The organism is Mucilaginibacter pallidiroseus, from assembly GCF_007846085.1.
In the GTDB taxonomy this organism is placed as follows: Bacteria; Bacteroidota; Bacteroidia; order Sphingobacteriales; family Sphingobacteriaceae; genus Mucilaginibacter; species Mucilaginibacter pallidiroseus.
This window is the reverse complement of the sequence record NZ_VOEJ01000004.1, coordinates 226,455-252,644: the sequence shown is the minus strand read 5'-3', so window position 1 is coordinate 252,644 and position 26,190 is coordinate 226,455. Positions and strand designations below refer to the sequence as shown.

Genomic DNA, 26,190 nt, shown 5'->3' with positions numbered 1-26,190 from the left:
TTACTTAAAGTTTTCCACACGCATAACATCATTAACCTGTAGCCGTTTAAAAAAAGTGCTTATTCACATTTGTTAATTACTTATGTGGAATGCATTTTTGCGTTTAGCTAATTTAGCACCATCGATAGTACGCACTTATGATAAAACTTAAATACGTAGCCTTATTTGCGCCCGTTTTTGTAGCCGTTTCGGCGCAGGCGCAGCAAAACCCATCGTTCCAGGTTAACCGCATTTATCAAAACGCCGGGGAGCTGATGGATAAAGGTAAATTTGCCTCGGCCGCCGAGCAATACCGCCTGGTTGAGCGCAGCCAGGTGAAGACCACCAGCTCGGCATCGCAGTTCGAGTCGGAACTTTCACTTCTTAAGGAGAACGCACAATATTACGAGGCTGTTTGCGCCCTGGAGCTGGGTAACGACGACGCAGAAAGCATGTTTACCCGCTTTATAAAAGAACATCCGGAAAACCCGCTGGCTAAAGCTGCATTTTTCCAGGTAGGTAAATCGTACTTCAAACAAGGTAAGTTTGCAGAGGCGCTAGTTTGGTTCAATAAAGTAAATGCCGGCGATCTGAGTGGCGGCCAAAGCACCGAATACAAATTCCGTAAGGGTTACGCCTATTTTGTAACCAACGATTATAAGAACGCACAATTGCTTTTTAGCGAGGTTAAAAACAAACGCTCGCCCTTTACAGATGATGCTACATACTATTACGCGTATATTGCATATTTAAATAAAGATTACCGCCTTGCACTGGCAAATTTTGAGCGCCTTAAAAACTCAAAAAAGTATGAGGCAAGCTACCCGTACTATATTACAGCCGTATACTTTTTAGATAAACGCTATAATGATGTTATCAGCTATGCTATTCCTATCATCAACAGCACAAAGCAACAGCACGAAACAGAAATGCTACGTATTATCGGCGCGTCGTACTTTGCCAAAGGCGATTATGATAATGCTGTAACCTATTACAGCCGTTTCCAGGAGCAGGATCAAAACCGCACCCAAAACACACAGGATAATTACCAGATAGGTTATACTTACTATAAAGTTGGCAATAACGCCAAAGCTGCTACCGAATTACAAAAGCTGGTATCAAAAGAGGATAACTATGCACAAAGCGGTAGCTATACCCTGGGTGATGTGTTCCTGAAGTTGAACAATAAACAAAGCGCGCGCAGCGCCTTTATGGTGGCATCGCGTTTAAATTTTGATAAGCAGATTCAGGAGGATGCCTTGTTCCAGTACGCCAAGCTTTCATACGAGCTCGACTTTAACAACCAGGCTTTAGAAGCTACACGTACCTACCTGCGCAACTATCCCCGCTCGGCCCGTACCGATGAGGTTAAAACGTTATTAGGCGAGGCTTTGCTTAACTCTAAAAACTACCGCGAAGCTGTTGAAATATTGGAGCCTATTCCAAATAAATCGGCAAGTGCGCAGGCAGCTTATCAAAAGGTTACCTATTTCCGCGGACTGGAGTTTTATAACGAGCGTGCTTTTGAAAACGCCATAGGTATCTTTTTACGTTCGCTGGCTAACCCGGTAGACGAAAAGATAAAGGCCTTAACGCTGTACTGGATGGCCGAGAGCATGTACGAGGTGCGTAAATACACCGAATCGGTAGAGAACTTTGAGGCTTTCCTGGCCATGCCGGAATCTAAACAAACCGATGTTGCCAACTATGCGAATTATGCACTTGCCTACGCCGCATTTTACGGCGAACAATACCGCAAGGCTGCTAACTATTTTGAGCGCTTCCTGGCAGGTAATACGAAAGATAAGTACACCGAGAATGACGCAATAAGCCGCCTTGGCGATAGCTACTTTGTAATGAAAAACTACAGTCAGGCATTGGCAAACTACAATAAGATTATAGCGCAACAAAGCCAGGGACAGGATTACGCCTTTTTTCAGCGCGGCAATATCCAGGGCTTACAGGGTAGCTTTGATACCAAGATAGCTACCATGAACGAGGTGCTTACTCGCTTCCCTAACTCCGACTATGCAGATGATGCATCGTTTGAGATAGCATACACCTACTTCCTTAAAAATGATGGTGTTCGTGCAAAGTCCGACCTGATGTCTATGATGCAGAAATACCCGCGAAGCAGCTACATCCCGCGTGCGCTTACTACCATTGGCTTAATTGACTATAATGCAGGTGCCGATGAGGATGCTACCAATGCCTTTAAACGTGTGGTTGCCGAATATCCATCGTCTGACGAAGCAAAGACATCTTTAAAACAGGTAGAAAAGATATATACTGACAAAGGCGATGCACAAACTTTTATCAACTATGCAGGCACCACAGGTATTGGTAATTATACCACTGCCGAGCAGGAAAGCATTATGTACACCGCGGCCAACAACCTTTATTTAAAAGGCGACTGGCAGGGAACAGTAAACGCCGTAAGCGCTTACTTTGATAAGTTTCCAACCAAGCAGATCTACGAAAAAGAGTCGCGCTATATACGTGCGCAGGCATTGGTTAACCTTGGCCAGACAGACGCTGCCATTATTGATTATAACGTGATCCTGAACGACTGGACAAGCGCCTACAGCGAAAAATCATTGATATCGATGGCTAAGCTGTATATCAATCAAAAGAAATATAACGATGCTGTAGTGTTCCTGAAACGTTTGGAAACAAACTCCGAATATAAGGCCGATTATACGTTTGCTATCAACAACCTGTTGCTTTGCTACTCGCAAATTAATATGGCTGATGATGTAATAAAATACGTTAAGCTGGTGCGCGAAAACGAAAAATCATCGCAGGAAGATAAATTCCGTACCGGGTTATATGCCGGTAAAGCACAGCTGCAGCGTGGCGATACCGAAGCAGCAATTAAGGAGTTTAACTATACCGTAGCCAATACAAAAACCATTGCCGCTGCTGAAGCTAAATACAACATTGCCCTGATAGAATACAACCAGGGTAAGTACAAAGCATCGCAGAAAACATGTTTTGACCTGGCTAAAGAATTGCCAAACTATGATTACTGGATTGCCAAAACGTTTATCCTCTTAGCTGATAACTATGTAGCCCTTAAGGATGACTTCCAGGCTAAGGCAACCCTGCAAAGCGTTATTGAAAATTATAAAGGCAATGACGATATTTTACCAACAGCCAAAAAGAAACTGCAGGTGTTATCACCCAACCAAAACATAGAGCAGGCTCCTGCAGAACAACAACCTGCGGCACCTGCCGAACAAACTAAACCAGATACCACACAGCAGGCGCAACCCGTTAACAGCGGCGAAACCAAACCGGCTGCTGCCGAAGAAACTAAACCCGAGAACAAAGAACAATAAGAGAGATGAGCAAAATGAACACTAAATACACTTTCACACTGCTTACCTTGTTAATGGTAATTTGCTTTGTTCCGGCAATGGCGCAAACCAAGGGCAAAACAGCAAAAAAACCTGCCGTTAAAACCGTGCAGAAGCCAGCAGTAAAAGCAACTAAAAAAGTAACCAAGTCTGCAGCAACCCCGGCAAAAAGCACAGCCAAAAGCCTTGGCGATGCAGCAGCCAAAACTGCGGCTGCAGATACTACTAAAAAGGGCGGTCAAAATACTGCCCAAAACCAGGGTGGAAGCCTGTCTGAAGAGATTGTAGTTACTACCAATTATAAACCGGTATTGGCCGAGGCAGTTAAAATTCGCCGTAACCCCGACCTCGAAGATCTTAACGTATTTAAGGCTCCCATGACCTACGCCCCGGCCGATAAAAAGCTGGAGCAGGACAACAACATACGCCAGCTTGAAGCCATGAAACGCCCTGCCGAACAGGACTCTGCTTTGACCAACAACTACGTGAAAGGCGGTTTGGGCAGCATGAAAACAACGTTTGCTGAAGGTTATTTTTCAAATGGCCGGGACGAGGCCTTGCAATTAGGCGGGTTTGTTAAACACATTGCACAATCGGGCAATACTCTGCCTAAGCAAAATGACAGCCGCCAGGAAATAGGTGTCTTTGGCAAAAGCGTAGTTGGCGACAATACATTTTCGGGCCGTATTAACTACAACCGCCGCCAAACCTATTTTTACGGTTTTGACCAAACCAACCCTCCTGCCCCGTTTGATCCTGCAAAGCAAACCTTTAACAAAATAAGCGCGGAAGGCGAAATAGCAAAGAACTACCAGGATGTTGAAAACGCCTTTACTTACGCAGTTAAATTAAAAGGTTACCTGTTTAACAACGCATTTAATGCCCGCGAAAACAACATTGTGTTAAGCGGCTTTGTAAACCAAACCGTAAACCAATTCTATGCAGGTTTAAGTGGCTCAGTTGATTTGGCTACGCAGAAAGATTTAAACTACGACTCGGGCAATAACATTTTACGCGCAAATCCATACATCAGGTTCCAGGGCGAAAATTACAAGATCGACGCGGGTGTGACTATAGCCAAAGAGTTTGGCCTGTCCGACAGGTTCTTTATTTTCCCGGCAGCTAAGCTGGAGTTCCAGGTGGTACCAAAATATGTACGCTTGTTTGCGGAGGCAAAAGGTAACGTAAACCGAACATCCCTGGCAGATTTGGCTGCTATTAACCCATTCCTGGGCCAAAACATAAACATACGCAACTCGGTAGATCAGCTTGATATTACCGTAGGTTTAAAAGGTACAATGGCACCGGGCCTGGCATTTAAAGCAGCCGTTTACCGCAACTCTATCAAAAACATGCCGTTGCTGGTTAACAACTTTGCAGACGAGTTTAACAAGTTTGCCGTTATTTATGATGATGGCAAAGCGCGTGTTACTGGCTTCAATGGCGAGCTTGACTTTAAAGCAGGCGACGACGTAAACATTTTTGGCCGCGTAGAATACAAGGATTACAGCCTTGCAACCGAGACACAACCATGGAACTTACCTAAGGTTGTTATCACTGCGGGTACTGCCCTGCACATAAGCAATAAGGTTGATATCACAGGCTCGTTAATGTTTCGCGGTGATACTAAAGACAGGCCTATCGGTGCGGCAACAGTTAACGTGAGCAACCCATCATTTGTCGACCTAAGCGGTGGCGCAGCTTACAAAGTAAACAAACAGCTTTCCATATTTGTACAGGCTAACAACCTGCTTAACTCAAGCAACCGTACATGGGTATATTACCCTGCGTATGGCTTCAACATCTTTGGTGGCGTAGGTTATGCTTTTTAAGCTTTTTGAGTTTTTATAATAATGTGTACTTTTAGCAAATGGATGTAGGCTATTTTATAAGCGAACTGCTTGGGCAGCATGGCGAAGTTAATGTGCCTGGTCTTGGCTACTTTGCGCACACACGTGTAAATGGCTACTATAACGAAAAGGAAGGTAGGTTTTACCCGCCGTGCTACAGCATTCAGTTTGATCAGCAGTCACTTGATGACGATACACTGGCCCAGTATATTGCTGATAATAAGAACATATCGCTGGCATCATCCAAATACTTTACCGAAAAGTTTGTCACCTCGTTAAGGCAGCAGGCTATTGGCAGCGAAGTACCGCTTGGCGAGGTTGGTTGGTTTTACACCAATACATCGGGCCTTGCCTTTCGGTCAAACAATAGCATTGATAGCGATGCCGAGTTTTTTGGTCTGCCTACTTTGCGTCTGTTTAAAAAGGGTATTAATCCTGATGAGCAGGCGGCCGCTATGGAGGCAGAACGTTTACAGGAGGCTGCTTCAATAGATACAGCCACATATCAATCGGACGTTGACGTACCACGGTTTGATACCGACGAAGAGCATGAGGCTTATTTAGTAAATCTTACCCGCCGCAGGCGCATTACATCTATACTGGTTGCCATAGTGCTCATCGTGTTATTTTGTGGGTTGACTTACATACTGCTCCAAAAATATAGTCCTGATATATTTGAAGGCTCTAAAAAGGATGTAACGCCGGCAACAGCAACCGATACTCCCCGTGTGCGTAAACGGGTGCCTGAGAAGAAGCCTACCCGGGCAATTGTTGTTGACAGCGCGCAGACTCCCCAATATGACGAGGACACGGTATCCATAGTTAAACGTGGCGAGCCAGATAAAAAAGTTGCCATACCCGCAACCGAAACCATAACAGGCCCAAGGTTTGAAGTACTGGCCGGATCATTCGATTCGCCCGAAAAAGCAAATAAAGCCATCAGCAATTACAAGTCAATGGGTATACCAGCGCATATATTGGAAAATGTGCCGGGCCGTAAAGTTAAAATCACCGTTGGTACCTTTAAAACATGGGATGAGGCCGATGCCTTGAAACGCAAACTCCTTACCGATCATAAAGGGAAGCTAAAGGATGCAGATCTTTTTGTGCAGCCCTACAAAAAGTAATAAAAGCCAACCAAAATCAGTTAACAATTAAACACTCACTAATTTTATAGCTCAATATGATGTTACTTATGCAGGTTACAGATACAGCTGCAAAGCTTATTGATACCGCACAACAGGCCACCCAGCAACTGGCAAAACTACCCGATGAAGAATTAAGGTTTGGCGATTTGCTTATAAAAGGTGGTTGGGTAATGATACCTATCGGTATCCTTGCTGTACTTGGCCTCGTTATATTTTTCGAACGCTTTTTCACTATCCGCAAGGCCTCAAAAAACGAATCACATTTAATGACCCAGGTGCGCAGCAGTGTACAATCGGGCAACCTTGAGTCGGCTATTGCTATTTGCCGTAACAGCAACTCGCCGCTTGGCCGTATGCTGCAAAAAGGGTTACTACGTATTGGCCGCCCTATTAAAGACATTGAAGGCGCCATTGAAAACGTGGGCAAACTTGAGGTTTCAAAATTGGAGAAAAACATAGGCATCATTGGTATAGTAGCCGGTATAGCGCCGATGTTTGGGTTCCTGGGTACCATTGCCGGGGTTATCAAGATCTTTTATGATATATCAAAAACCGATAACATCAGCATGGGTGTAATATCAGGCGGTTTATACGTAAAAATGGTTACATCGGCAGCCGGTTTATTTGTGGGTATCATTGCCTATGTATGCTACCACATTTTAAATATGATGGTTGATAAAGTGATACTGAAACTTGAAACGGATGCCATCGAATTTATTGACCTGTTAGAGGAACCAAGCAAATGAACTTAAGAAAAAGACACAGGGGCGCATCGGCAGAGGTACACACCTCGGCCATGAACGACATCATGTTTTTCCTGCTGTTATTCTTCCTTATTGCGTCTACCGTTACCAATCCCAACGTAGTTAAGCTGATGCTGCCAAAATCATCAAGCGGGCAGTCGGTATCTAAAAAAACCATCAACGTTTCGATAGATAAAAACCTGAACTACACGGTTGATAAAAAGCCAACCCCTGTTGACCAGTTGCAGCCAACGTTACAATCATACAAAAGCATGGCAACCGAGCTTACCATCGTATTGTATGTTGACCGCACGGTTGCCATACAGGATGTGGTGCAGGTAATGGATATAGCACAAAAATTAAATATTAAAATGGTATTGGCCACCGAGCCTAAGGGGTAGTTTACAGTAAGAAAGTTTACAGTTTGCAAATCAACTGCACACGGCCTACTAACAACTGCACACTGAACTAAAATGGAATACAGAGAAGAAAACAATTATCCAAAGGCATTTGCGGCTACAGGTGTAATACTTGCGGCGGTTATTGCTATGTGCTATTTTATTGTTTTCCGCGAGCCTGCGCCGGCTCAAGAAGGTACAGGCGGCATATTGGTAAATTACGGTACCGTTGATGAAGGTATGGGCAGCGACTACATGAGCACTGAAGAACCCTCTGTAGCCGAAAAAGCCAACAACTCCAAACCTGATAAAGTAACTCCAGCCCCACCTACCGAAGAAAAAGTGCAGGCTGATAACAGTGATAAGAACGTGGTTACCCAAACCAACGAGGACGCGCCCGAAGTAACAGCGAACTCAAAAGCGCCGAGCAATACGGTAGCTACAACGCCAACCAAAACAGAAGCAAAGCCAAGTGTTAACCAAAACGCTTTATACAAAGGTAAAACCAACAACGGCACAGGCGCTGGCGATGGTACCGGCAACACACCGGGCAACCAGGGCAAAACTACGGGCACCACGCTCACAAATAATTACAACGGCACAGGCAGCGGTAATGGCGGCGGCCTTAACCTTACCCAGCGCAATTTTGTAAGCAAGCCAAATGTGAGCGATGACGGGCGTAACGAAGGCAAGGTAGTGGTAGACATTCGTGTTGATAAAGATGGTACCATTATTTACGCAGCCGTTGGCAGGGGTACCACTATTGCAGATAACTCGTTATTGCAAAGATGTGTTGATGCTGTTAAAAACTCGAGAGTCAGCGCGGTTGAGAATAGTGACGAGCAACGCGGTAATGTGGTATTCGTTTTCAAACGCCATTAATTCGCTGTTTGCATTAGTAAGTTAACAGTTTGCCCTTAACTTTGTGCATGAAGATTAGTTCGGACATGAACTAATTAAGTAGCCGCCATGAACTACCAAGACACCCTTCAATACTTATACACGCAACTGCCCATGTTTACGCGCGACGGCGCATCGGCATTTAAAAAAAATCTTACCAATACCATTGCACTTTGCGACATATTAGGCCAACCGCAAAATAGGTTCAAGAGCATTCACGTGGGTGGTACCAACGGCAAAGGTTCAACATCGCACATGTTGGCAGCTATCCTGCAAACGGCCGGATGCAAAACGGGGCTTTACACCTCCCCGCATCTAAAAGATTTTCGGGAACGGATCCGTATAAACGGGCAGATGATTTCTGAGGAAACCGTAATTGATTTTGTAGCTAAGCACCAGCCGGATTTTGCCGCCATACAGCCATCTTTTTTTGAAATGACCGTTGCCCTTGCTTTTGATGTTTTTGCTACGGAGCAGGTGGATATTGCCGTTATAGAGGTAGGCTTAGGCGGCAGGCTCGATTCTACAAACATTATCAACCCGCTGTTATCTGTAATCACCAATATAGGCTGGGACCACATGAACATGCTTGGCAACACGCTGCAATTGATAGCAGGGGAAAAAGCAGGCATCATTAAATCATATACTCCTGTAGTAATTGGGGAATTTCAGCAGGAAGTTGCCGATATCTTCGCTGATAAGGCACTGCTCGAGAACGCCCCTATCCGCTTTGCTTCCGAAGCCTGGCATATAGTGAATGCAGACATTGACGTAAATGGCCTATTGAATATTGCCATAAGTGGTATTGAAAACGACTATAACCTGCAATTAGATTTAACAGGTACATATCAGCAAAAAAATTTAAAAACGGTACTTACGGCTGTTGATGAATTACGCAAACAAGGCTTCGATATAAGTGATGAGCATATCGCTACGGCATTGAAGCAGGTAAAATTACTTACCGGGCTACATGGCCGCTGGGAAATATTGAGCCGGCAGCCGCTAACAATTTGTGATACAGGCCACAACCCCGAAGGCATACGCGAAGTGCTGAAAAACATTGCATCGGTACAGTATGAAAGGCTGCACTTTGTGATAGGCATGGTTAACGATAAAGACATCAGCAAGGTACTTGCCATGCTCCCTGCCAATGCCACCTATTACTTTTGTAAACCTGATATCCCACGCGGGCTTGATGCAGAAAACCTGAGAGAGCAAGCCGCAGCATTTGGGTTTACAGGCCAGGCCTACCCATCAGTTACAAGCGCATTAAAGGCTGCTCAGGCAAAGGCAGGCAAACATGACCTTGTGTTTGTTGGAGGAAGCACCTTCGTAGTTGCAGAAGTAGTTTGAGATAATAAGCTTAAGCGGGATGATAGCTCGTCGCGTTAGGTTGACACCGGCGCTACCAACCTGGCAACAAACATGGTATCGGCTTTGTGCGAGTAGCCTTTAAGTACCTGCATTTCTTCTAACTGAAGGCCAAGCTGCTCGGTTATAAAATTTACCGCATCTTCATTTTCGGCATGGAAGGCGGAGCAAGTAATATAAATAAGTGGCTTGCCGGGCTTAAGGTGCTTGGCAACGTTAGGTATGATGTTTTGCTGCAAGCGCTTAAAAAAATCAGCCTTGTGCATCTCGAATTGAGATATCATCTCCGGTGTGCGGCCCCACGTGCCCGATCCGCTGCAGGGCGCGTCTAAAATGATCCCGTCGAAGGCATAATTATATAGTAGTTGTTCGTTATTTTCGGTAAGGTCAAGCAGCTTTTTTTGATACTTCATTAGCCCGGCTTGTTGAAAGCGCTCATCGAGGTTGGCTAAAATAGACTCGCGGATATCAGATACTACCAACTTAATATCAGGTTGCAGGCTATGTAATAACAACGATTTCCCGCCCGATGCTGCACAGGCATCCCACCAGCTGTCCCAGCGCTGCGGCTTAAAGTAATTTGCTGTTTGTTGCGACGACAGATCCTGCACCTCAAACCAATGCTGGTTGGCAAAAATTGCATCTAACCGTGTGCCGTTAGGCAATGAAAGGCAATTGTTGCCCTCATCCTTAAATGCAATACCGGCCTTTGTTAACTCGGCTTTTACCTGCGACTCAAACTTTTGGTTTACACGAATAAACAGGTCGGGCTGTACAAAAAATGATTTAAGGAAAGCCTTTTTATCTATATCAGCAGACAATTGATCCGTCCAGGGAAATACATCTTCCAGCTTAAAATCCGGGTAAGCCGTTTTAACCAAAGCTATCTTATCATCGATACTAAAGCCAATACAGGCTTCCCACTCCGGTTTAAAATGCAGTAAAAATGAATTGCTTTGCGAGTTGCACAAAAACTCGGCAACCATTAAACGATCTTTGGGCGGCAGGTTTGGCAAGGCCCGGCCCAGTCTGAAATAGTTATAAATAAGCCTGCCTGCAACCTTTCGGTCGGTTGAGCCCATTTGCTTATTCTGTCGATAAAAACCGGGCAAAAATTTGCTTAAGGGGGTATCAGCCGGATACTCGGCAAGTATGCGCTGAAACGTCTTAAGCTGATTTATGGCTTTCATTCGGCCTTTTTTAATTCAAAGTTCTTATATTCCAATACATCAACATGCGTATTGATCCAGCCCTGCCCCGGTTTTTTTATAAAATGAAAGCTGTTGTGCAGTCCGGTAAAGTCATGCTCCTCGGGCTCGGTATAGCTCTTGTCATCCTTTGCTAAAAGCTCTCCAAAATACATGGCTTGGTCGAACCCCTTAAATGAGTAATCACTTGGTTCGGCTTTATAGGCTCTGCGGTAATTACGTATAAAAGTATTCGTGGCAGTTGCCTTATAATCTATCTTATCTGATGATGTAATGTGTGTTTTAAGCTTTTGCAATAGTCCAACCTTCAGAAATGCATATTTCTCCCAGTTAGGGTGGCCAAACAGCGTTACCGGGAACTTATTGGCAAGGGTATCGAGCGAGCGTAACGTAACCATCAAAAATGATTGCTTGGTTGACGGTACTATAAAAACGTTTTGCACCTTGTTATTAAGTTGCGCAACAAGCGGCGTAAGGTTTCCTCGTGTTACAGTAAAATATACCACTTGGATCTTACGCTTGCTCAGGCTATCGATAGTACGTTTAAAAGGGCTTGTGTATAGCTTTTCATCGCTAAAACCCGAGCTAAGGATGAACACTTTTTTAGGGCCCATTTCTTTGGCTATAAAAGTAGCTGCCCCCATTGCATGATACTCAAGCGGAGGTGTCATGGTAACCAGGTTTTGGTTTTTAAACGTAGCCGGCGCAGCGGGCGACAAAGGCGACACGATAGGCTTACGAGCCGAAGTTAAAACCGATGTAAATGACTTTACATCGTCCGGAAACACGGGGCCAACTATCAGGTCGCTGCTGCGCACCTGCGGGTTATAGGCAAGGCTGTGAGCCTGAGCAACATCGCCCTTGCTATCATAAACCTGAAGCTTAAAATTGGCGCCACCGGCAGTAAGCGAATCGAGCCCGAGTTTAAAGCCCTGGTAATAATCGGCCGAAAGGTTTGCCTGTGTGGCATCGGCGGTTGTAAAAGTTTTACCGGGAGCCAAATGATCAAGCCCCAAAGGAAGTATCAATGCAATATTTGATACTTTTTCTTCGCTGGCTTTTACAGGCTTGTTATTATCGGCCTTATCCGCCACCATAGGCGGCTTTTGAGGCTTGGACTTTTCACTTACGGGTACGCGAACAACTTTAGGCGAGCAAGCGCCTAAAATTATTGCAATAACAAGAAATAACCACTTATTCCCACTCAATGGTAGCCGGTGGTTTCGAGCTGATGTCATATACTACCCGGTTTATGCCCTTAACATTATTAATGATCTCGTTAGATATTTTGGCCAGCAAATCATAAGGTAAATGGCACCAATCGGCCGTCATACCATCTAATGACTCTACCGCACGCAAACAAACAACGTTTTCGTAAGTACGTTCGTCGCCCATAACACCTACCGATTGTACCGGCAAGTATATAGCGCCTGCTTGCCATACTTTGTCATAAACACCGGCAGAGCGTAAATTGTTGATGTAAATCGCATCGGCCTGTTGCAGTATGTCAACCTTCTCGGGCGTTACATCGCCTAATATCCTGATAGCCAAACCCGGGCCCGGGAATGGGTGGCGACCCAAAATGTTTTGATCGATGCCTAAGGCTGCACCAACTTTACGCACTTCATCTTTAAATAAAGTGTTTAGCGGCTCAACAACTTTAAGCTTCATAAAATCGGGCAGGCCACCTACGTTGTGGTGCGATTTAATAGTTGCCGACGGACCTTTTACCGAAACAGACTCGATAACGTCAGGATAAATTGTGCCCTGGCCTAACCAGCTAACACCCTGCACTTCGTGGGCGGCATCATCAAATACTTCGATGAAAACGCGGCCAATGGCTTTACGCTTCTTCTCCGGGTCTTTAAGGCCTGCCAATGCATCGTAAAAACGATCTTTAGCGTCGATGCCTTTTATATTGAGGCCCATGTGCTTGTATGAGTCTAAAACAGATTCAAACTCATCTTTACGCAATAAGCCGTTATCAACAAAAATACAATGCAGGTTTGCTCCAATTGCCTGGTGCAGCAACACTGCCGCAACAGATGAATCTACCCCGCCCGATAAACCTAACACAACTTTATCATTACCAAGCTTAGCCTTCAGTTCTGCAATGGTGGTTTCAATAAATGAGTCGGGTGTCCAATCCTGCGCACAGCCGCAAATGTCAACCAGAAAGTTTTGCAGCAACTGCTTGCCATCCGTGCTGTGGGTTACTTCCGGGTGAAACTGTATGCCATATGTATCAGTACCTTTAACGTGGTAGGCCGCAACCTTTACACTGTCTGTACTTGCAATAACTTCAAAATCGTCAGCAATGCGTGCAATAGTATCCCCATGCGACATCCAAACCTGCGATGCTGCTGGGATATCCTTTAACAACGGGCTTGCATTGTCAATAAACTGCAGGTTTGCACGGCCATACTCACGTGTGCTCGATGGCAATACCTCGCCACCGTTAAAATGTGCAACATACTGTGCGCCATAACAAACACCCAAAATTGGCATGGTTGTATGGTACTTAGCAAACTCGAAATGAGGTGCATCTTCCTGGCGAACAGAATAAGGGCTGCCCGAAAGGATAATACCTTTTACGCTGCTGTCAACTTCCGGAAACTTATTGTATGGGTGGATCTCACAGTAGATATTGAGCTCCCTGACACGGCGCGCGATGAGTTGGGTAAACTGCGAGCCGAAGTCAAGAATGAGGATTTTTTCTTGCATGGGCAAAGATAAGCTTTTGAGTGGACGTTGGAAAGCGGAAATTTTGCAAAGTTTGATACGATAAAAGCTAATCTTGTAAATTGCGTGCTATGCAAGCTATGATAAAAGAGAAACTAAAAGAGTTACAAAGCACACACCACATCAAGTTATTGTACGCTTGCGAATCAGGAAGTCGCGCGTGGGGGTTTAAATCACCTGACAGTGATTTCGATGTTAGATTTATATACGCTGGCAACGTTGATTCATATTTGAGTATTACAGAACTAAGGGATGTAATTGATTTACCTGTAAACGATTTGCTGGATATTGGTGGCTGGGATATTAAAAAAGCATTGAAGCTTTTTCTCAAATCAAACTCCCCACTGTATGAATGGTTACAGTCTCCAATTGTATATAGGGAAGATTATGGTTTTGCAGAAGAATTGCGGTCGCTAATGCACAAATACTACTCATTGAAAGCCGGTGGAAATCATTATTTATCAATGGCCATAAACACTTTCAATAATGACCTACAAGAAAGTGAAGTTAAAATAAAGAGATATTTCTATGGATTAAGGTCAGCTTTAGCTTGTAAGTGGATTGTCGAGAAACATGAGCTTCCGCCTATGGAGTTTGACAGACTCAGGGTATTGGTTAATGAAAGTAATTTTCAAACGGAGGTGAATAACTTATTAAAATTAAAAGCCATTAGTGACGAGAAAACGCTTGTAAAAGCTGTACCTATTTTAAATACTTGGATTAGTGATGTGATTGAAAACTGCAAATTACAAGTTGAACAATTGCCAACAACTAAAAACACTACGAATGAATTAGATATCATTTTCAGGAAATACATTTCGGCATGACCTACGAACAACTGATTGCTACGAAAAAGAATATTTTATTGGATTGCATTAGTGGTAGCAATGCATACAACTTAAATCTACCTGAATCTGACACAGATAAGAAAGGCGTATTTTTTACGTCGAAAAAGGAATTTTATGGCTTTGGATATCAGGAACAACTTAATAATGATTCAAACGATGAGGTTTATTTTGAAGTGAGGCGTTTTTTGGAACTTTTATTAAAGAATAATCCTAATATCCTCGAACTTTTAAATACTCCAAAATCACATGTGCTTTACAGGCATCCGATAATGGATTTGATAAAGCCTGCCGATTTCCTATCTAAACTTTGCAAGGATACATTTGCAGGATATGCACAAACCCAAGTGAAGAAAGCGCGCGGGCTAAACAAAAAATAAATAACCCAGTAGACAAAGAACGCAAAAGTATACTCGATTTTTGCTATATAATTGAAGGCAATGGTAGCATTTCTTTGAATGAATGGCTATCACATAACAACGTACTGCAAGAGAATTGCGGACTGGTAAACATCGATCATTTTAGAAATGTTTATTTAGTATATATATCAAGCAGAAATTCAGACAACGCATCTTTTAAAGGCATTGCTTCCGGGCCGGATGCGGATGATGTACAGTTAAGCTCGGTGCCAAAAGGATTGCTGCCGTCTGGCACCATGATATTTAATAAAGACTCGTATTCTATTTATTGCCGTAACTATAAAGAATATATGGATTGGGAACGAAAGCGCAATCAAAAAAGATATGAAAACACGCTATCGAACGGTAAAAATTACGATACAAAAAATATGATGCACACTTTTAGGCTGCTAAATATGGCTGAAGAAATTGCATTACACCACGAAGTGCAAGTTCATCGGTCAGACAGGGACTTTTTGTTGAGCATACGAAGCGGCAAATTTGAATTTCAGGAACTAATGAACATGATAGACGAGAAATTGCTCAGGATTGATGAATTGTATCTAAAATCAAATCTGCCCGACCATCCAAATACTACTGCGGCAGAGGCATTGGTTTATGAAATCCGTGAACATCTTTATAAATCCTAAAACCCAAACGCCAGCCTTACAGCCCTGTTAGTAGTACCGCCGGCGTTATTGAATGATACGCCGTACATTATCCGCAAGCCAGCAGGGCTTTGCAGGCCTATGCCTAACTCGGTGTAGTTTTTAAGCGTTGGCGTAGATAGATAATTTACATCTACCACTTCCTGCAGTTTAAGCTTACGTATGCCTGGCAATTTGCCCATCAGCAACCCCAGGAAATTGTGTTCCACATGAGCTTCCAGGTATTTATCGCCTGTGCTGTATTGATAAAGATCCAGCAGCAAAAACTTATTTGTGCCGGCCTTATAAAAGAACGTTTCGTTGCCCGAGAAATGGCGATAATCGGTATAGTAAAGGTTATTCTTGTTTAAGAATTTCCCCGCACTAATGTAAAACGAAGTTTTGCCGTACAAGCCTACCGGGATATCATCTTTAGCGATATCTGCCGATAATAGGCTGTAATCCACGTCAGAACCAAATACGTTTTTAACAGCCTTGGTAAAGTTCAGGCCTATCGTCGGGTAATCTGAAGGCAGGTATCTTCTGCCTGATGGATAGGTTTCGTACTTGTTGCTAAAGTTGTAACTGGTGCGGGCACTAATTTTAAACGACTGATTATCAGGAAACAAAGGCACATCTAAACCTGGATTAAGCGGGTTGTTGGATGTAAACTCACGGTTCTTAGGATGAAAGATGCTATAATTTGCCGTATTGCTTAACCATTTGCGATTGGCCCACTCTGCCGATGCGCTTGCCAGCCAGCCGCCGCTGATGCGCGTTGATGCTGCAATTGAAACATACTGCTTTTGATAAAGCTTTTGTAGGTTGCGCCTATCAAGCAAGGTATAAGCCGTGTTAACAAAGGTGGATATAGGCTGGCGGTTATTCATATCCAACACGTCGGACCCACCCGCAAGGTTCAGCGTAACCGGGCCGGCAGGAAGCACAATCCCGCCGTTTGCGTTAAATAGCTTATTGGAGAAACCGTAGCGCGCCCTGCCATATATGCTAAAGTAACGGTTATTGGCACTATCTATCTGTTTGGTAAATGATGCGCCGTAATTGATGGCAAAACCCTCTACCGTATTATAAAGCAGTGAGCTTAGTATCGGGTCGAAATTATAATATTCCTTATCGTAGCGGTTACGGTAGCGGTAGCCGCTAAGCAAAAGCTTTACTGGGTTAAGGCGATTGTTTACCCTGTCGAGCGAGTCAAGGTAGGGCTTTGATTCGCGCTTGGCGGCTAATACAGCTTTTTTCTGATAGTCCGTTTTCTCCTCTTCGGTTAAGGGGATGGGGCGCTCCTGTTCCCAGTAAGCCGAATCCTTTTTATTTACACCCTTTGTTATGCGCAACACTTCTGCAAACTGGCTTTTGTCAAGCTTTGGGTTGATGTCATAGTCTTTGTAAAGCGATATAAAATAACCGGCAAACTTAAAGCCCAGGAAACCGCCCTTAAAATCAAACTTAATAGAAGCCGGCATCCAAACCTTGCCGTTTACCGGGAAAAATTCCTGGCTTACGTTAAGCGTATCCACAAAGTTAATGTTTGCCTTTTTGGTTAAGTACAAACCCACGCTGTGCAGGCGCCAGGTATCCTCCATCACATATATGTATCCGCTAAAGCAAGGGTCAGACTCGCGCCTTGGCATAACCAGTATCTTGTTGATAGTCTCACCGTTTTCGATACTGATGCCCATCCATTTGTATTTATAGTATGATAGCGCATTATCGGCAATTGGCGATACCAGCGGCCTTGCGCTTAAGCCTTCCCAGTTTTGCAGGTTCTCGTAAAAATTAACCCGCATGTCTGACGCGCGATTGAAAGTAAAAGCCCTGTTGCTACCCGAAAATTTGGACGAGATCACCTCTTCATGCACCTGCCCTGGCCGCATATAGCTATATTTTGATTGTGACTCCGACAGGTAAACAATACCCCGGCGGTTGGAGTCGAGACCGTTCTCGCGTGCTATTTTCTGGATATCAACCCCTAAAAACTTTTTAGGCGCGGCAAGCAGCTTCTGCAATCCTTTTATATAAACTTCGCAGGTGTAAGCATCAACTTCGTTAAGGTAACTTTTGCGTTTTTTAATAGCCTTGCGGATGATAGCATAAGCAGGATCTTCTGCCCCGGCGCGTATGGCAACTTCCTTAAGTTCGTACAGTTCGGGCTTTAATGAAATATTGACTGCCTGACTGCGGGTCAGATCTATTCGCCTGCTTTCCTGTTTGTAACCTACAGCCTTAAACAGTACATCATAAGTGCCCGCCTTAATGCTCAGATTGTATTCGCCTTCACTGTTTGCAGATGTCCCCTTATTTGTGCCCTTCACGTATACAGTTGCAAAAGGCACGCCCTTGCCTGCGTCATCGGTAATGCTGCCTTTAAAGGTAATATCCTGTGCATATAACCATGATGCGGTAAAAGAAAATAAAAGTAGCAGTATAGCTTTTTTCATGCGGTAGTGTGCGGATTAGGGCTTTGGTGCGTAAGTTACTAAAGTTGGTTGGACGCGGGTTGTTAAATATTGTTAAAGCAAAAGGGCATAATTTTTAAAATTATGCCCTTGATTTGCGGTGTGGTTATCAATTAACCTAAAATGGCTTCAATTTTCTGCAGCTCATCACTGCTGAAATCGACATTATCAAGCGCTTTTAACGAGTCGGCTAATTGGGCGGGTTTGCTTGCGCCGATCAGTACCGACGTTACGCGCTCGTCCTTCAGCAACCAGGCTAATGCCATTTGGGCGAGGGTCTGCCCGCGTTGTTCGGCCAGGGCATTAAGTTGTTTAATTTTATTGATTACCTCTTCGGTTACCTGGCTTTCCTGTAAAAAACCGGTTGACTTTGCAGCCCTTGAGTCTTCAGGAATACCGTGCAAATATTTGTTTGTTAGCAAGCCCTGCGCTAATGGCGAAAACGGAATACAGCCAACACCCTCGTTACCCAAAACATCCAGCAATCCCTGCTCGGGCTCGCGCACAAACATGGAGTATTTGGGCTGATGGATAAGGCATGGCGTACCCATTTTTTTCAGCATCCCGATGGCCTTTTCGGCTTCGGCAGCCGGGTAGTTGGATATGCCTGCATACAAGGCTTTTCCCTGTCGCACAATAAGATCAAGGGCGGCCATTGTTTCTTCCAAAGGCGTTTCCGGATCGGGGCGATGGTGGTAAAAAATATCTACATAGTCCAAATCCATACGTTTAAGGCTTTGATCCAGGCTGGACACCAAGTATTTTTTTGAACCCCAATCACCGTAAGGGCCGTCCCACATGGTGTATCCTGCTTTACTGCTAATGATCATTTCATCGCGGTAGCCTGCAAAATCCTCTTTGAGTATTTTACCAAAATTGGTTTCGGCCGATCCCGGGGGCGGGCCGTAGTTGTTGGCCAGGTCGAAATGTGTAATACCGCTATCAAAAGCAAGGTGCAATATCTGGCGGAAGTTTTCCATCACATCCACATGGCCGAAGTTGTGCCACAGCCCTAATGAAATTTCGGGCAGCTTTATGCCACTTTTACCGCAACGGCGGTAACGCATTTTTTTGTATCTATCTGCTGATGGTTGGTAGCTCATAGGTTTTTAGTTTGGGTTTTGTCTGAACCCGAAATTATAGAATTAAAAGAATTTAGCGAATTAAATAATCAACGACGCGTATTCCCGGTATGCAAGTCATCATAAAAACCGCCCCTTGTTAAAAAGTGTTAATCTTTTCTGTTGATGCACTTTAGCCAATACCTTAGTTTTAACTAAAGCCTCACATATGCTGCACAATTACTTTATTATTGCCTGGCGCAACATCATCAAGCATAAACTTTTTTCGATCATCAATATATTCGGCCTGTCTGTGGGTATTGCCTTTACCATGCTTATTGGCGGGTATATCTGGAACGAAACAAGCGTGAACGGTGATCTGAAAAACGCCGGCAATCAATACATCGTTCAAAGCAAATGGAAAGACCCAAACATGGGTTACGTTCTTACTTCATTGGCACCTATACCAAAGGCATTAAAGGATGAATACCCTACCCTTGTGGTCAACTACTATCACTGGGATGGCGTAAGCTCTACCGTATCAAAAGGTGACAAGCATTTCCGCGAAAGCCTGCAAGTTGGGGATAGCACTTTTTTTAACGTGTACGGTTTTAAATTATTGCACGGCGATACTAACACGGCCTTAAATGATCCGTTTTCTGTTGTAATTACTGATGATAAAGCCATCAAATACTTTGGCAAAACAGATGTGGTTGGGCAAACGCTCAATATCGAAAACTTCAAGGGCGAACGCCATGACTTTACAGTAACGGGCGTGCTGGCTAAACTGCCTAAAAATTCGGTTACCAACGTTATCGATCAAAGCAACAGCACTTTCTTTTTACCGGCTGCAGCGGCAAAATATATGGGCCGCAGCCTGGATGGCTGGAACAATACGGTTACCGTTGGCCTTATTGAACTGAAAGAAGGCGTAAAGCCCGAGGCCCTGCTTACCCCCATGAAACGGCTTATAAAACAAAATGCACCGAAACAAATAGCCGATAATCTTGAGCCTTACCTCGTATCACTTAAAGACTATTATTTTACCGGCCAAATCAAAAGGATGATTTACACGCTATCGGCCATTGCGTTGTTTATCCTGGCTATGGCGGTAATAAACTTTGTAAACATCTGCATTAGCCGTTCGGGGCAACGCTCAAAAGAAATGGGTATACGCAAAGTATTAGGCGGGTTGCGGAGGCAACTGATATGGCAGTTCCTTACCGAATCGGTAATTATGGTGCTGATATCAACGCTGGTGGCTTTGGCGTTTTACGCATTGGGGCGTCCATTCTTTATTGAACTGTTGGATTCGCAGATTCCATTATTATTTGCTTACCCTTGGTACGTATATTTATTCCCCTTTGCTTTTGCGCTGCTTGTGGGTTTGCTGGCCGGCGTTTACCCGGCGTTTGTGCTATCGGCATTGAAATCTGTCGACTCGCTTAAGGGCAAGTTACATAAAGTGGCCGACCAAACATGGTTGCGCAGCGCTTTAATTGTTTTCCAGTTTTCTACTGCGTTGGTGGTGCTCATTTGCGCTATTGTTATCACAAAACAGATCGGTCTTTTCTTCGGTAAAAACCTGGGTTACGATAAAGATTACGTGGTGTATGCACAGTTGCCGCGCGACTGGAGTAAACCCGGCGTACAAAAAATGGAAGATATAAGGTACAGACTGAGCCAGATCCCGCAAATTAAGTCGCTAAGCCTGTCATGGGAAATTCCCGATGGTGGCAGCAGCGGTGGCTTGCAAATTTACAAACAAGCAGATGCGCCATCGCAGGCATTTGCATCTACGCTGATGATAGCTGATAACCAATACGCAGTTACCTACGGCATCCCGGTTAAAGCCGGTGAATTTTTTAAGCCAAACTACATGCCGGCAGACTCAGGCTTGGTGGTTATCAATGACGCGCAGCGGGTGGCACTTGGTTTTAAAACGCCCCAACAAGCCATAGGTAAGCAATTTAATTCGGTTGGTATGCCGCCGCTAACTATTTGTGGCGTTACAGATGATTTTATTTTTGGTGGCATGTCTGCTCGCATTATGCCTACTACTATTATGAATGTTAACCGCACACTATTATACCGCTACTTTTCTATTAAATTAAAGCCGGGGAACATCAATGAGAGCTTGAACGCAGTGCAACAAAAATGGGCAGAAGTTATGCCCGGCGCTCCGTTTGAGTATGGCTTTATGGACGAAGCCCTGGCCAAAATATATAAAACGGAACTTCAACTCAAAAAAGCGGGCTACCTTGCAACCGCTTTAACAGTGGTGATAGTGCTGCTTGGCGTGCTTGGCTTAATTGCACTTAACGTACAAAAACGCACAAAAGAAATAGGCATTCGCAAGGTACTGGGCGCATCGGTAGGTGGTATTGTAAAGCTGTTTGCTAAAGACTTTTTGCCTACGGTGTTAATTGCCGGGCTTGTGGCTTGCCCCATTGCCTATATGCTAATGCATCAATGGCTAAACGCATATGCATACCGCGTAAACCTTACTCCGCTGCCCTTTGCAATGGCAATTGGTGCGCTACTACTGGTAACCGCAATTTTAATTAGCCTGCAAACGGTAAGGGCCGCATTGGTAAATCCGGTTAAAAGTTTAAGGACAGAGTAAGTTAGATTCAAGATATCAGAATCAAGAATCAGGAAAGGATGTACTTTAAGGTGCTTCTTGATTCCTGACTCTTATTTCTTGACTCTTGCTTACAGGCCCGAGTTACTTCTAAAAAGCTTAATGGCGATAGCCAATAGTATCACACCAAAAGCTTTACGCAGAATATGCAAACCGGTAACACCAAATAGCTTTTCGAGCCACTTTACGTTTTTAAGCACCAAATAAACTACCGCTGTGTTGAGTAATATGCCAACAACTATATTCTGGGTTTGATACTGCGATTTTAATGACAGCAAGGTGGTCATAGTACCTGCGCCGGCTATCATTGGGAAGGCAAGCGGGACTATCGAGGCAGCTTCGGGTACTTCTTCTTTAAAGAAATTAACCCCGAGGATCATTTCTAAAGCGATGATAAATATCACTATTGAACCGGCAATAGCAAATGATGATATGTCCAACCCGATAACAGAAAGCAACTCATCGCCCAGAAACAAAAATGCGATCATGAGCACCAATACAGCAATACTTGCCTTCTCCGACTCGATATGCCCTGCGCGTTGGCGCAGCTGTATAATAACAGGAATGGAGCCAAGTATATCGATTATGGCAAAGAGGATCATGGTAACAGAAATGATCTCTTTGAAAATGAATGGTTGCATAAGATCAGGATTTGTTTTCTTTCGCTTTAAGCCTAAGGCTAAACAATAGCGCTATCAATATGTACAAAGATGATAAAAAGAAAACACTATGTATGGATACAGCAGTAATTAATCCGGCGGTTATGGGCCCCAGCGTTTGCCCAATAGATGCGTATGATTGATTTACACCCATCACCTTACCGTGTTCGGCCTCGTCGTTGTGGTCGGCTATAATGGCGTTGAGCATAGGGTTACGCAAACCGTTAAATAAGCCATATATACCTATAGCGACGGCAAAAAGTGCCAATCCGGTAGCGAAGCCTGCAAGGGTCATCATACCCAGGCAGCAAATGGTAGATAATATGAGAATGAGCGCCTGCGATGAAATTACCTTTTTAATTGCAGGCACAGCCAACTGCATCAAAATACCCGTAACGCCAAAACCGGCATAGAACAAGCCTATCTGGGTGGGATTAAGTTTCAATTCGTCAGTGCTAAAGGTTTGGAAACCAATGATCATGGTAAACTGTGCCATGGTAAGCAAAAAACCGGTGAATATGGCCGTGCCAATTACCGGCATTTTAAGCACGGTAATTAAAGCGGCGAAACTAAATTTATTCTTTTCGGCACTTTCCTTATCATCCTTGTGTTTGTTGGTTTCGGCGAGCAAAAACTGGCTTAAAAGCACACCTATAACGGCCACGGCAGCCGCAAAAAAGAAGGGCACCTTCATGCCGAAGTTATTGAGCAGCCCGCCTACCGCAGGGCCAATTACAAAACCAAAACCAAATGCGGATCCTAAAATCCCAAAGTTTTTTGCCCGGTCTTTCGGGGATGAAATATCTGATACCATGGCCTGCGCTACCGAGATATTACCACCTGTTAACCCGTCGAGAATCCTTGCAGCAAACAACATAACAACGCTGTTAGCCAAACCAAACATTACAAAGGATACGGCCGTGCCAATTAAACTGAAAACAAGTATTGGCTTGCGGCCAAACCTATCTGATAATGAACCCAATACCGGAGTTGCAAAAAACTGCGCTATTGAGAAAGCGGCAGTTAATAACCCAATGGTTTGCTCGGTAACGCCAAACTTTTTACCGTATGGATAAAGTAAAGGGATAATGATACCAAACCCCATTGAGTTTATCACCGCAATAAATACCAGCACCCAAAGCAGCCGTTTAGTTTTCATTGCATACAAAAGCGTTGAAAACAAAAAAGGTTCTGCCCGGGCAGAACCTTTTACTATATCGTAATCAAAAAATTACTGTTTTTCGAAATCTGATGCAGTTGGTAGTATGTCGGCCACTTTGCCAAGCTTACTGTGCTTTTTGCTGTAGCCGAAGTAAATAAGCAAGCCCAGTATCATCCACACTAAAGCACTTACTTGTGTTTCGCTTGGTAAGCCTACAATCATACCGGCACAAACAATAATACCCAATATTGGCACCAATGGCACCAATGGTGTTTTAAACGGACGCTCAAGGTTAGGATCAGTTTTGCGTAATAAAATTACACCCACACACACCAGTATAAACGCAAACAAAGTACCTATTGAAGTTAAATCGCCTGCTACGCTACCGGGAACAAAGGCCGCGAAAGCACCAACGAATACAAACAGAATCAGGTTGCTTTTATATGGCGTACGGAATTTTGGGTGCAAGTCTGAGAACACTTTAGGCAACAAGCCGTCTGTAGACATGGTGTAAAACACCCTTGACTGCCCCATAAGCATTACCAGAATCACTGATGAGAAACCAGCTAAAATAGCTACGGTTACAAGGGTTGATAACCATGTATAACCATGCATATAATTGCTGATAGCAAATGCTACGGAAGCCTCTTTACCTGATTTCATGAAATCGGTATAAGGTGCAACACCTGTTAAAACCCAAGAGAACAAAATGTATAATATGGTACAAACCACCAATGAACCCAATATACCAATAGGCATATCACGTTTAGGGTTCTTAGCTTCCTGCGCAGCAGTTGATACCGCATCAAAACCGATGAAAGCAAAAAATACCACACCGGCACCGCTTATAATACCACCCCAACCGTGGTTGAAGAACGGAGCATAAGAGTATGGCTTACCATTTTGCTGGATGATATCCGGAGCATCGGCAGGGATGATGTATGGTGTATGGTTAGCAGGATTGATATACTGCCAGCCAATAGCTATAAATACCAATACAATGGCTACTTTAATAAATACGATGATACCGTTAACAGTAGCAGATTCCTGGGTACCTTTTATTAGTAGTAACGACAGGATGATCAGGATTAAAAGAGCAGGGATATTTGCTATACCATGGATGGTTTGACCATTTACAATTACCGACTCCATTGGCGAGTGACACCATTCGTAAGGTATCCCGCCCCCGAGGAGCTTGTTGGCATATTCACTCCAGCTTATGGCCACTGTAGCAGCACCTAAGGCATATTCTAATATTAGCGCCCAACCAATTATCCAGGCAACAATTTCGCCCATTGTAGCATATGCGTAAGTATACGCGCTACCGGCAATAGGGATGATAGAAGCAAATTCAGCATAGCATAAGCCGGCAAAAGCACAGCCGATAGCTGCTACAATGAATGATAAGGTTACCGCCGGACCAGCGTGTTCGCCGGCAGCAGCAGCAGTCCTTACGAACAAACCGGCACCAATAATTGCACCAATACCCAACGCTATAAGGCTGCCAGCCCCAAGCGTGCGCTTAAGGCTCTCCCCTTCCGATGAGGCCGTTAATTGTTCAATAGATTTTTTAACAAATACCTTCATTTTAAATTAATAAGATCAGTTTAGTAAAACTTTAAAAACAGTTAGCCCAAACGTACTTAAATTTATTGAAAAGATAAAGTACGGAATGTAACAAGGTGATTGCGAATGTTTACCGAATAAAAAGTTTAAACGGCTACTTATATCGCTTAAAAAAATTAAAACTTTAAGGGATTTCTGCTTGTGTGAAATATTGCAAGTATTATAATTTCCCGCCTAAACTCGTCAAACCTGTATACAATAAGATAAGGAAAGCCCGTTGTGGGCGCAAAGCGGTATCTTTCAGAAAAACGCAGGTTGTACTGCAACGGATTTTTCGATATCAGACCGATTTGATTGTCTACAGCAGTAAAGAACCTTCCTCCAAGACCATGCTGCTTTTCTTCATACCACTCACAAGCAACCTTTAGGTCTTTCTCAGCCTTCTTTAAAAGCTTAACGGGAAACACTTCCTAATTCAGATTTTATTTCTGCCCAATCGCGAGCTGAACTTCTCCCGTCAATAAATTCTTTATCACGCAATAATATCTCGTCTCGCTGATCAGGAGTAAGGGGTGCGTCGTTATCATCCTTTATATAATCATACTTCAGGCTATCTAAAAAAGCCAGCAATACTTTTTCTTCTTGTTCAGTATGTACATTGATAGATACCGTCATATAACAAATTTACATATCCTATTCATTAATATCAACAATTTTACGGCAACGCTCTCCATATAAATAATGGTGTAAGTATAAGGTTGCTTAATATCATGAGCGCACCAAGGTACTTATTAAACTTCCCAGGCTGCCTCCTCAGCAATAGCCCTAATACAAGCCCGCCAAACAAAAGCATGGCGGCATCAAAGTAAATTAATACACCGGGATCGGGCGCGAAGAAATCAACGTGGAAAAGATCGAGTATATCTGGCAGGTATAAATAAAAATCATACAGGCAAAGTAAGTAAAGTAATATGGCGGTTAATGCTTTGCGCTCCATGCCGAAAGATAACGTATCAACTTTTAAAATCAAAGG

Annotated in this window: 22 protein-coding genes; 11 read left to right on the top strand and 11 right to left on the bottom strand. The window is 43.8% G+C overall.

Annotation, left to right across the window (positions count from 1 at the left end; all coding sequences use genetic code 11):
* Positions 1–137: 137 nt before the first annotated feature.
* From FPZ43_RS10400 to FPZ43_RS10370, 7 genes are all read left to right on the top strand, one after another.
* Complete coding sequence (locus FPZ43_RS10400) at positions 138–3,320, top strand: tetratricopeptide repeat protein (RefSeq protein ID WP_146381846.1); 3,183 nt, start codon at positions 138–140, stop codon at positions 3,318–3,320.
* Positions 3,321–3,334: 14 nt separating this feature from the next.
* Entirely contained in the window at positions 3,335–5,170 is a 1,836-nt protein-coding gene (locus tag FPZ43_RS10395; RefSeq protein WP_146381845.1) for a TonB-dependent receptor domain-containing protein, read from the top strand.
* Positions 5,171–5,208: 38 nt separating this feature from the next.
* The gene (locus tag FPZ43_RS10390) at positions 5,209–6,315 is read left to right on the top strand and encodes an HU domain-containing protein (protein WP_146381844.1); all 1,107 of its coding nucleotides are present in this window, start codon (positions 5,209–5,211) and stop codon (positions 6,313–6,315) included.
* Between the two features lie 59 nt (positions 6,316–6,374).
* Positions 6,375–7,082, top strand: a complete 708-nt coding sequence (locus FPZ43_RS10385; protein ID WP_391563973.1) for a MotA/TolQ/ExbB proton channel family protein — start codon at positions 6,375–6,377, stop codon at positions 7,080–7,082.
* On the top strand, positions 7,079–7,480 hold the full coding sequence (locus FPZ43_RS10380; protein ID WP_146381842.1) for an ExbD/TolR family protein: 402 nt from the start codon (positions 7,079–7,081) through the stop codon (positions 7,478–7,480). The genes FPZ43_RS10385 and FPZ43_RS10380 overlap by 4 nt, the downstream gene beginning before the upstream one ends.
* A gap of 72 nt (positions 7,481–7,552) precedes the next feature.
* On the top strand, positions 7,553–8,359 hold the full coding sequence (locus tag FPZ43_RS10375; protein WP_146381841.1) for an energy transducer TonB: 807 nt from the start codon (positions 7,553–7,555) through the stop codon (positions 8,357–8,359).
* An 87-nt stretch (positions 8,360–8,446) separates the two neighbouring features.
* Complete coding sequence (locus FPZ43_RS10370; RefSeq protein ID WP_146381840.1) at positions 8,447–9,730, top strand: bifunctional folylpolyglutamate synthase/dihydrofolate synthase; 1,284 nt, start codon at positions 8,447–8,449, stop codon at positions 9,728–9,730.
* Positions 9,731–9,765: 35 nt separating this feature from the next.
* Here FPZ43_RS10370 and FPZ43_RS10365 read toward each other — a convergent pair whose 3' ends face one another.
* From FPZ43_RS10365 to guaA, 3 genes are read right to left on the bottom strand one after another with little or no spacing between them, the layout of a single operon-like run.
* Complete coding sequence (locus FPZ43_RS10365) at positions 9,766–10,938, bottom strand: RsmB/NOP family class I SAM-dependent RNA methyltransferase (protein WP_146381839.1); 1,173 nt, start codon at positions 10,936–10,938, stop codon at positions 9,766–9,768.
* Positions 10,935–12,194, bottom strand: a complete 1,260-nt coding sequence (locus FPZ43_RS10360; protein ID WP_146381838.1) for an ABC transporter substrate-binding protein — start codon at positions 12,192–12,194, stop codon at positions 10,935–10,937. Before FPZ43_RS10360 ends, FPZ43_RS10365 begins: the two co-directional genes overlap by 4 nt.
* Positions 12,151–13,680, bottom strand: a complete 1,530-nt coding sequence (gene guaA, locus FPZ43_RS10355) for a glutamine-hydrolyzing GMP synthase (protein WP_146381837.1) — start codon at positions 13,678–13,680, stop codon at positions 12,151–12,153. Before guaA ends, FPZ43_RS10360 begins: the two co-directional genes overlap by 44 nt.
* 98 nt (positions 13,681–13,778) lie before the next feature.
* Between guaA and FPZ43_RS10350 the strand changes: the two genes are divergently transcribed.
* The 3 genes from FPZ43_RS10350 to FPZ43_RS19520 all read left to right on the top strand — a co-directional run bounded on the left by FPZ43_RS10350 (position 13,779) and on the right by FPZ43_RS19520 (position 15,591).
* Complete coding sequence (locus tag FPZ43_RS10350; RefSeq protein ID WP_261381050.1) at positions 13,779–14,525, top strand: nucleotidyltransferase domain-containing protein; 747 nt, start codon at positions 13,779–13,781, stop codon at positions 14,523–14,525.
* Positions 14,522–14,923 carry a nucleotidyltransferase domain-containing protein gene (locus FPZ43_RS19525; protein WP_261381049.1) on the top strand — a complete coding sequence of 134 codons (402 nt, stop codon included), beginning with the start codon at positions 14,522–14,524 and terminating at the stop codon, positions 14,921–14,923. The genes FPZ43_RS10350 and FPZ43_RS19525 overlap by 4 nt, the downstream gene beginning before the upstream one ends.
* 74 nt (positions 14,924–14,997) lie before the next feature.
* Positions 14,998–15,591, top strand: coding sequence for a hypothetical protein (locus tag FPZ43_RS19520; protein ID WP_261381048.1), 594 nt, complete (start codon positions 14,998–15,000; stop codon positions 15,589–15,591).
* Here FPZ43_RS19520 and FPZ43_RS10340 read toward each other — a convergent pair.
* Positions 15,588–18,047 carry a DUF5686 and carboxypeptidase regulatory-like domain-containing protein gene (locus FPZ43_RS10340; RefSeq protein WP_146381835.1) on the bottom strand — a complete coding sequence of 820 codons (2,460 nt, stop codon included), beginning with the start codon at positions 18,045–18,047 and terminating at the stop codon, positions 15,588–15,590. The genes FPZ43_RS19520 and FPZ43_RS10340 overlap by 4 nt on opposite strands.
* A 131-nt stretch (positions 18,048–18,178) precedes the next feature.
* A complete protein-coding gene (mgrA, locus tag FPZ43_RS10335) occupies positions 18,179–19,168 on the bottom strand; it encodes an L-glyceraldehyde 3-phosphate reductase (RefSeq protein WP_146381834.1) in 990 nt (329 codons plus the stop codon).
* A gap of 187 nt (positions 19,169–19,355) precedes the next feature.
* Between mgrA and FPZ43_RS10330 the strand changes: the two genes are divergently transcribed.
* Positions 19,356–21,752, top strand: coding sequence for an ABC transporter permease (locus FPZ43_RS10330; protein ID WP_146381833.1), 2,397 nt, complete (start codon positions 19,356–19,358; stop codon positions 21,750–21,752).
* 89 nt (positions 21,753–21,841) lie between these two features.
* On the opposite strand, the gene FPZ43_RS10325 is transcribed toward FPZ43_RS10330, so the two are convergent.
* The 6 genes from FPZ43_RS10325 to FPZ43_RS10300 all read right to left on the bottom strand — a co-directional run bounded on the left by FPZ43_RS10325 (position 21,842) and on the right by FPZ43_RS10300 (position 26,154).
* A complete protein-coding gene (locus tag FPZ43_RS10325; protein ID WP_146381832.1) occupies positions 21,842–22,411 on the bottom strand; it encodes a MarC family protein in 570 nt (189 codons plus the stop codon).
* Between the two features lie 4 nt (positions 22,412–22,415).
* Complete coding sequence (locus FPZ43_RS10320; protein ID WP_146381831.1) at positions 22,416–23,588, bottom strand: MFS transporter; 1,173 nt, start codon at positions 23,586–23,588, stop codon at positions 22,416–22,418.
* A 72-nt stretch (positions 23,589–23,660) separates the two neighbouring features.
* Positions 23,661–25,178: an amino acid permease gene (locus FPZ43_RS10315; protein ID WP_146381830.1), complete on the bottom strand. Its 1,518-nt coding sequence runs from the start codon at positions 25,176–25,178 to the stop codon at positions 23,661–23,663.
* 155 nt (positions 25,179–25,333) lie between these two features.
* A complete protein-coding gene (locus tag FPZ43_RS19710) occupies positions 25,334–25,624 on the bottom strand; it encodes a type II toxin-antitoxin system RelE/ParE family toxin (protein WP_146381829.1) in 291 nt (96 codons plus the stop codon).
* Positions 25,611–25,832, bottom strand: coding sequence for a hypothetical protein (locus tag FPZ43_RS10305; RefSeq protein WP_146381828.1), 222 nt, complete (start codon positions 25,830–25,832; stop codon positions 25,611–25,613). The genes FPZ43_RS19710 and FPZ43_RS10305 overlap by 14 nt, the downstream gene beginning before the upstream one ends.
* 40 nt (positions 25,833–25,872) lie before the next feature.
* On the bottom strand, positions 25,873–26,154 hold the full coding sequence (locus tag FPZ43_RS10300) for a hypothetical protein (RefSeq protein ID WP_222430961.1): 282 nt from the start codon (positions 26,152–26,154) through the stop codon (positions 25,873–25,875).
* Positions 26,155–26,190 lie beyond the last annotated feature (36 nt).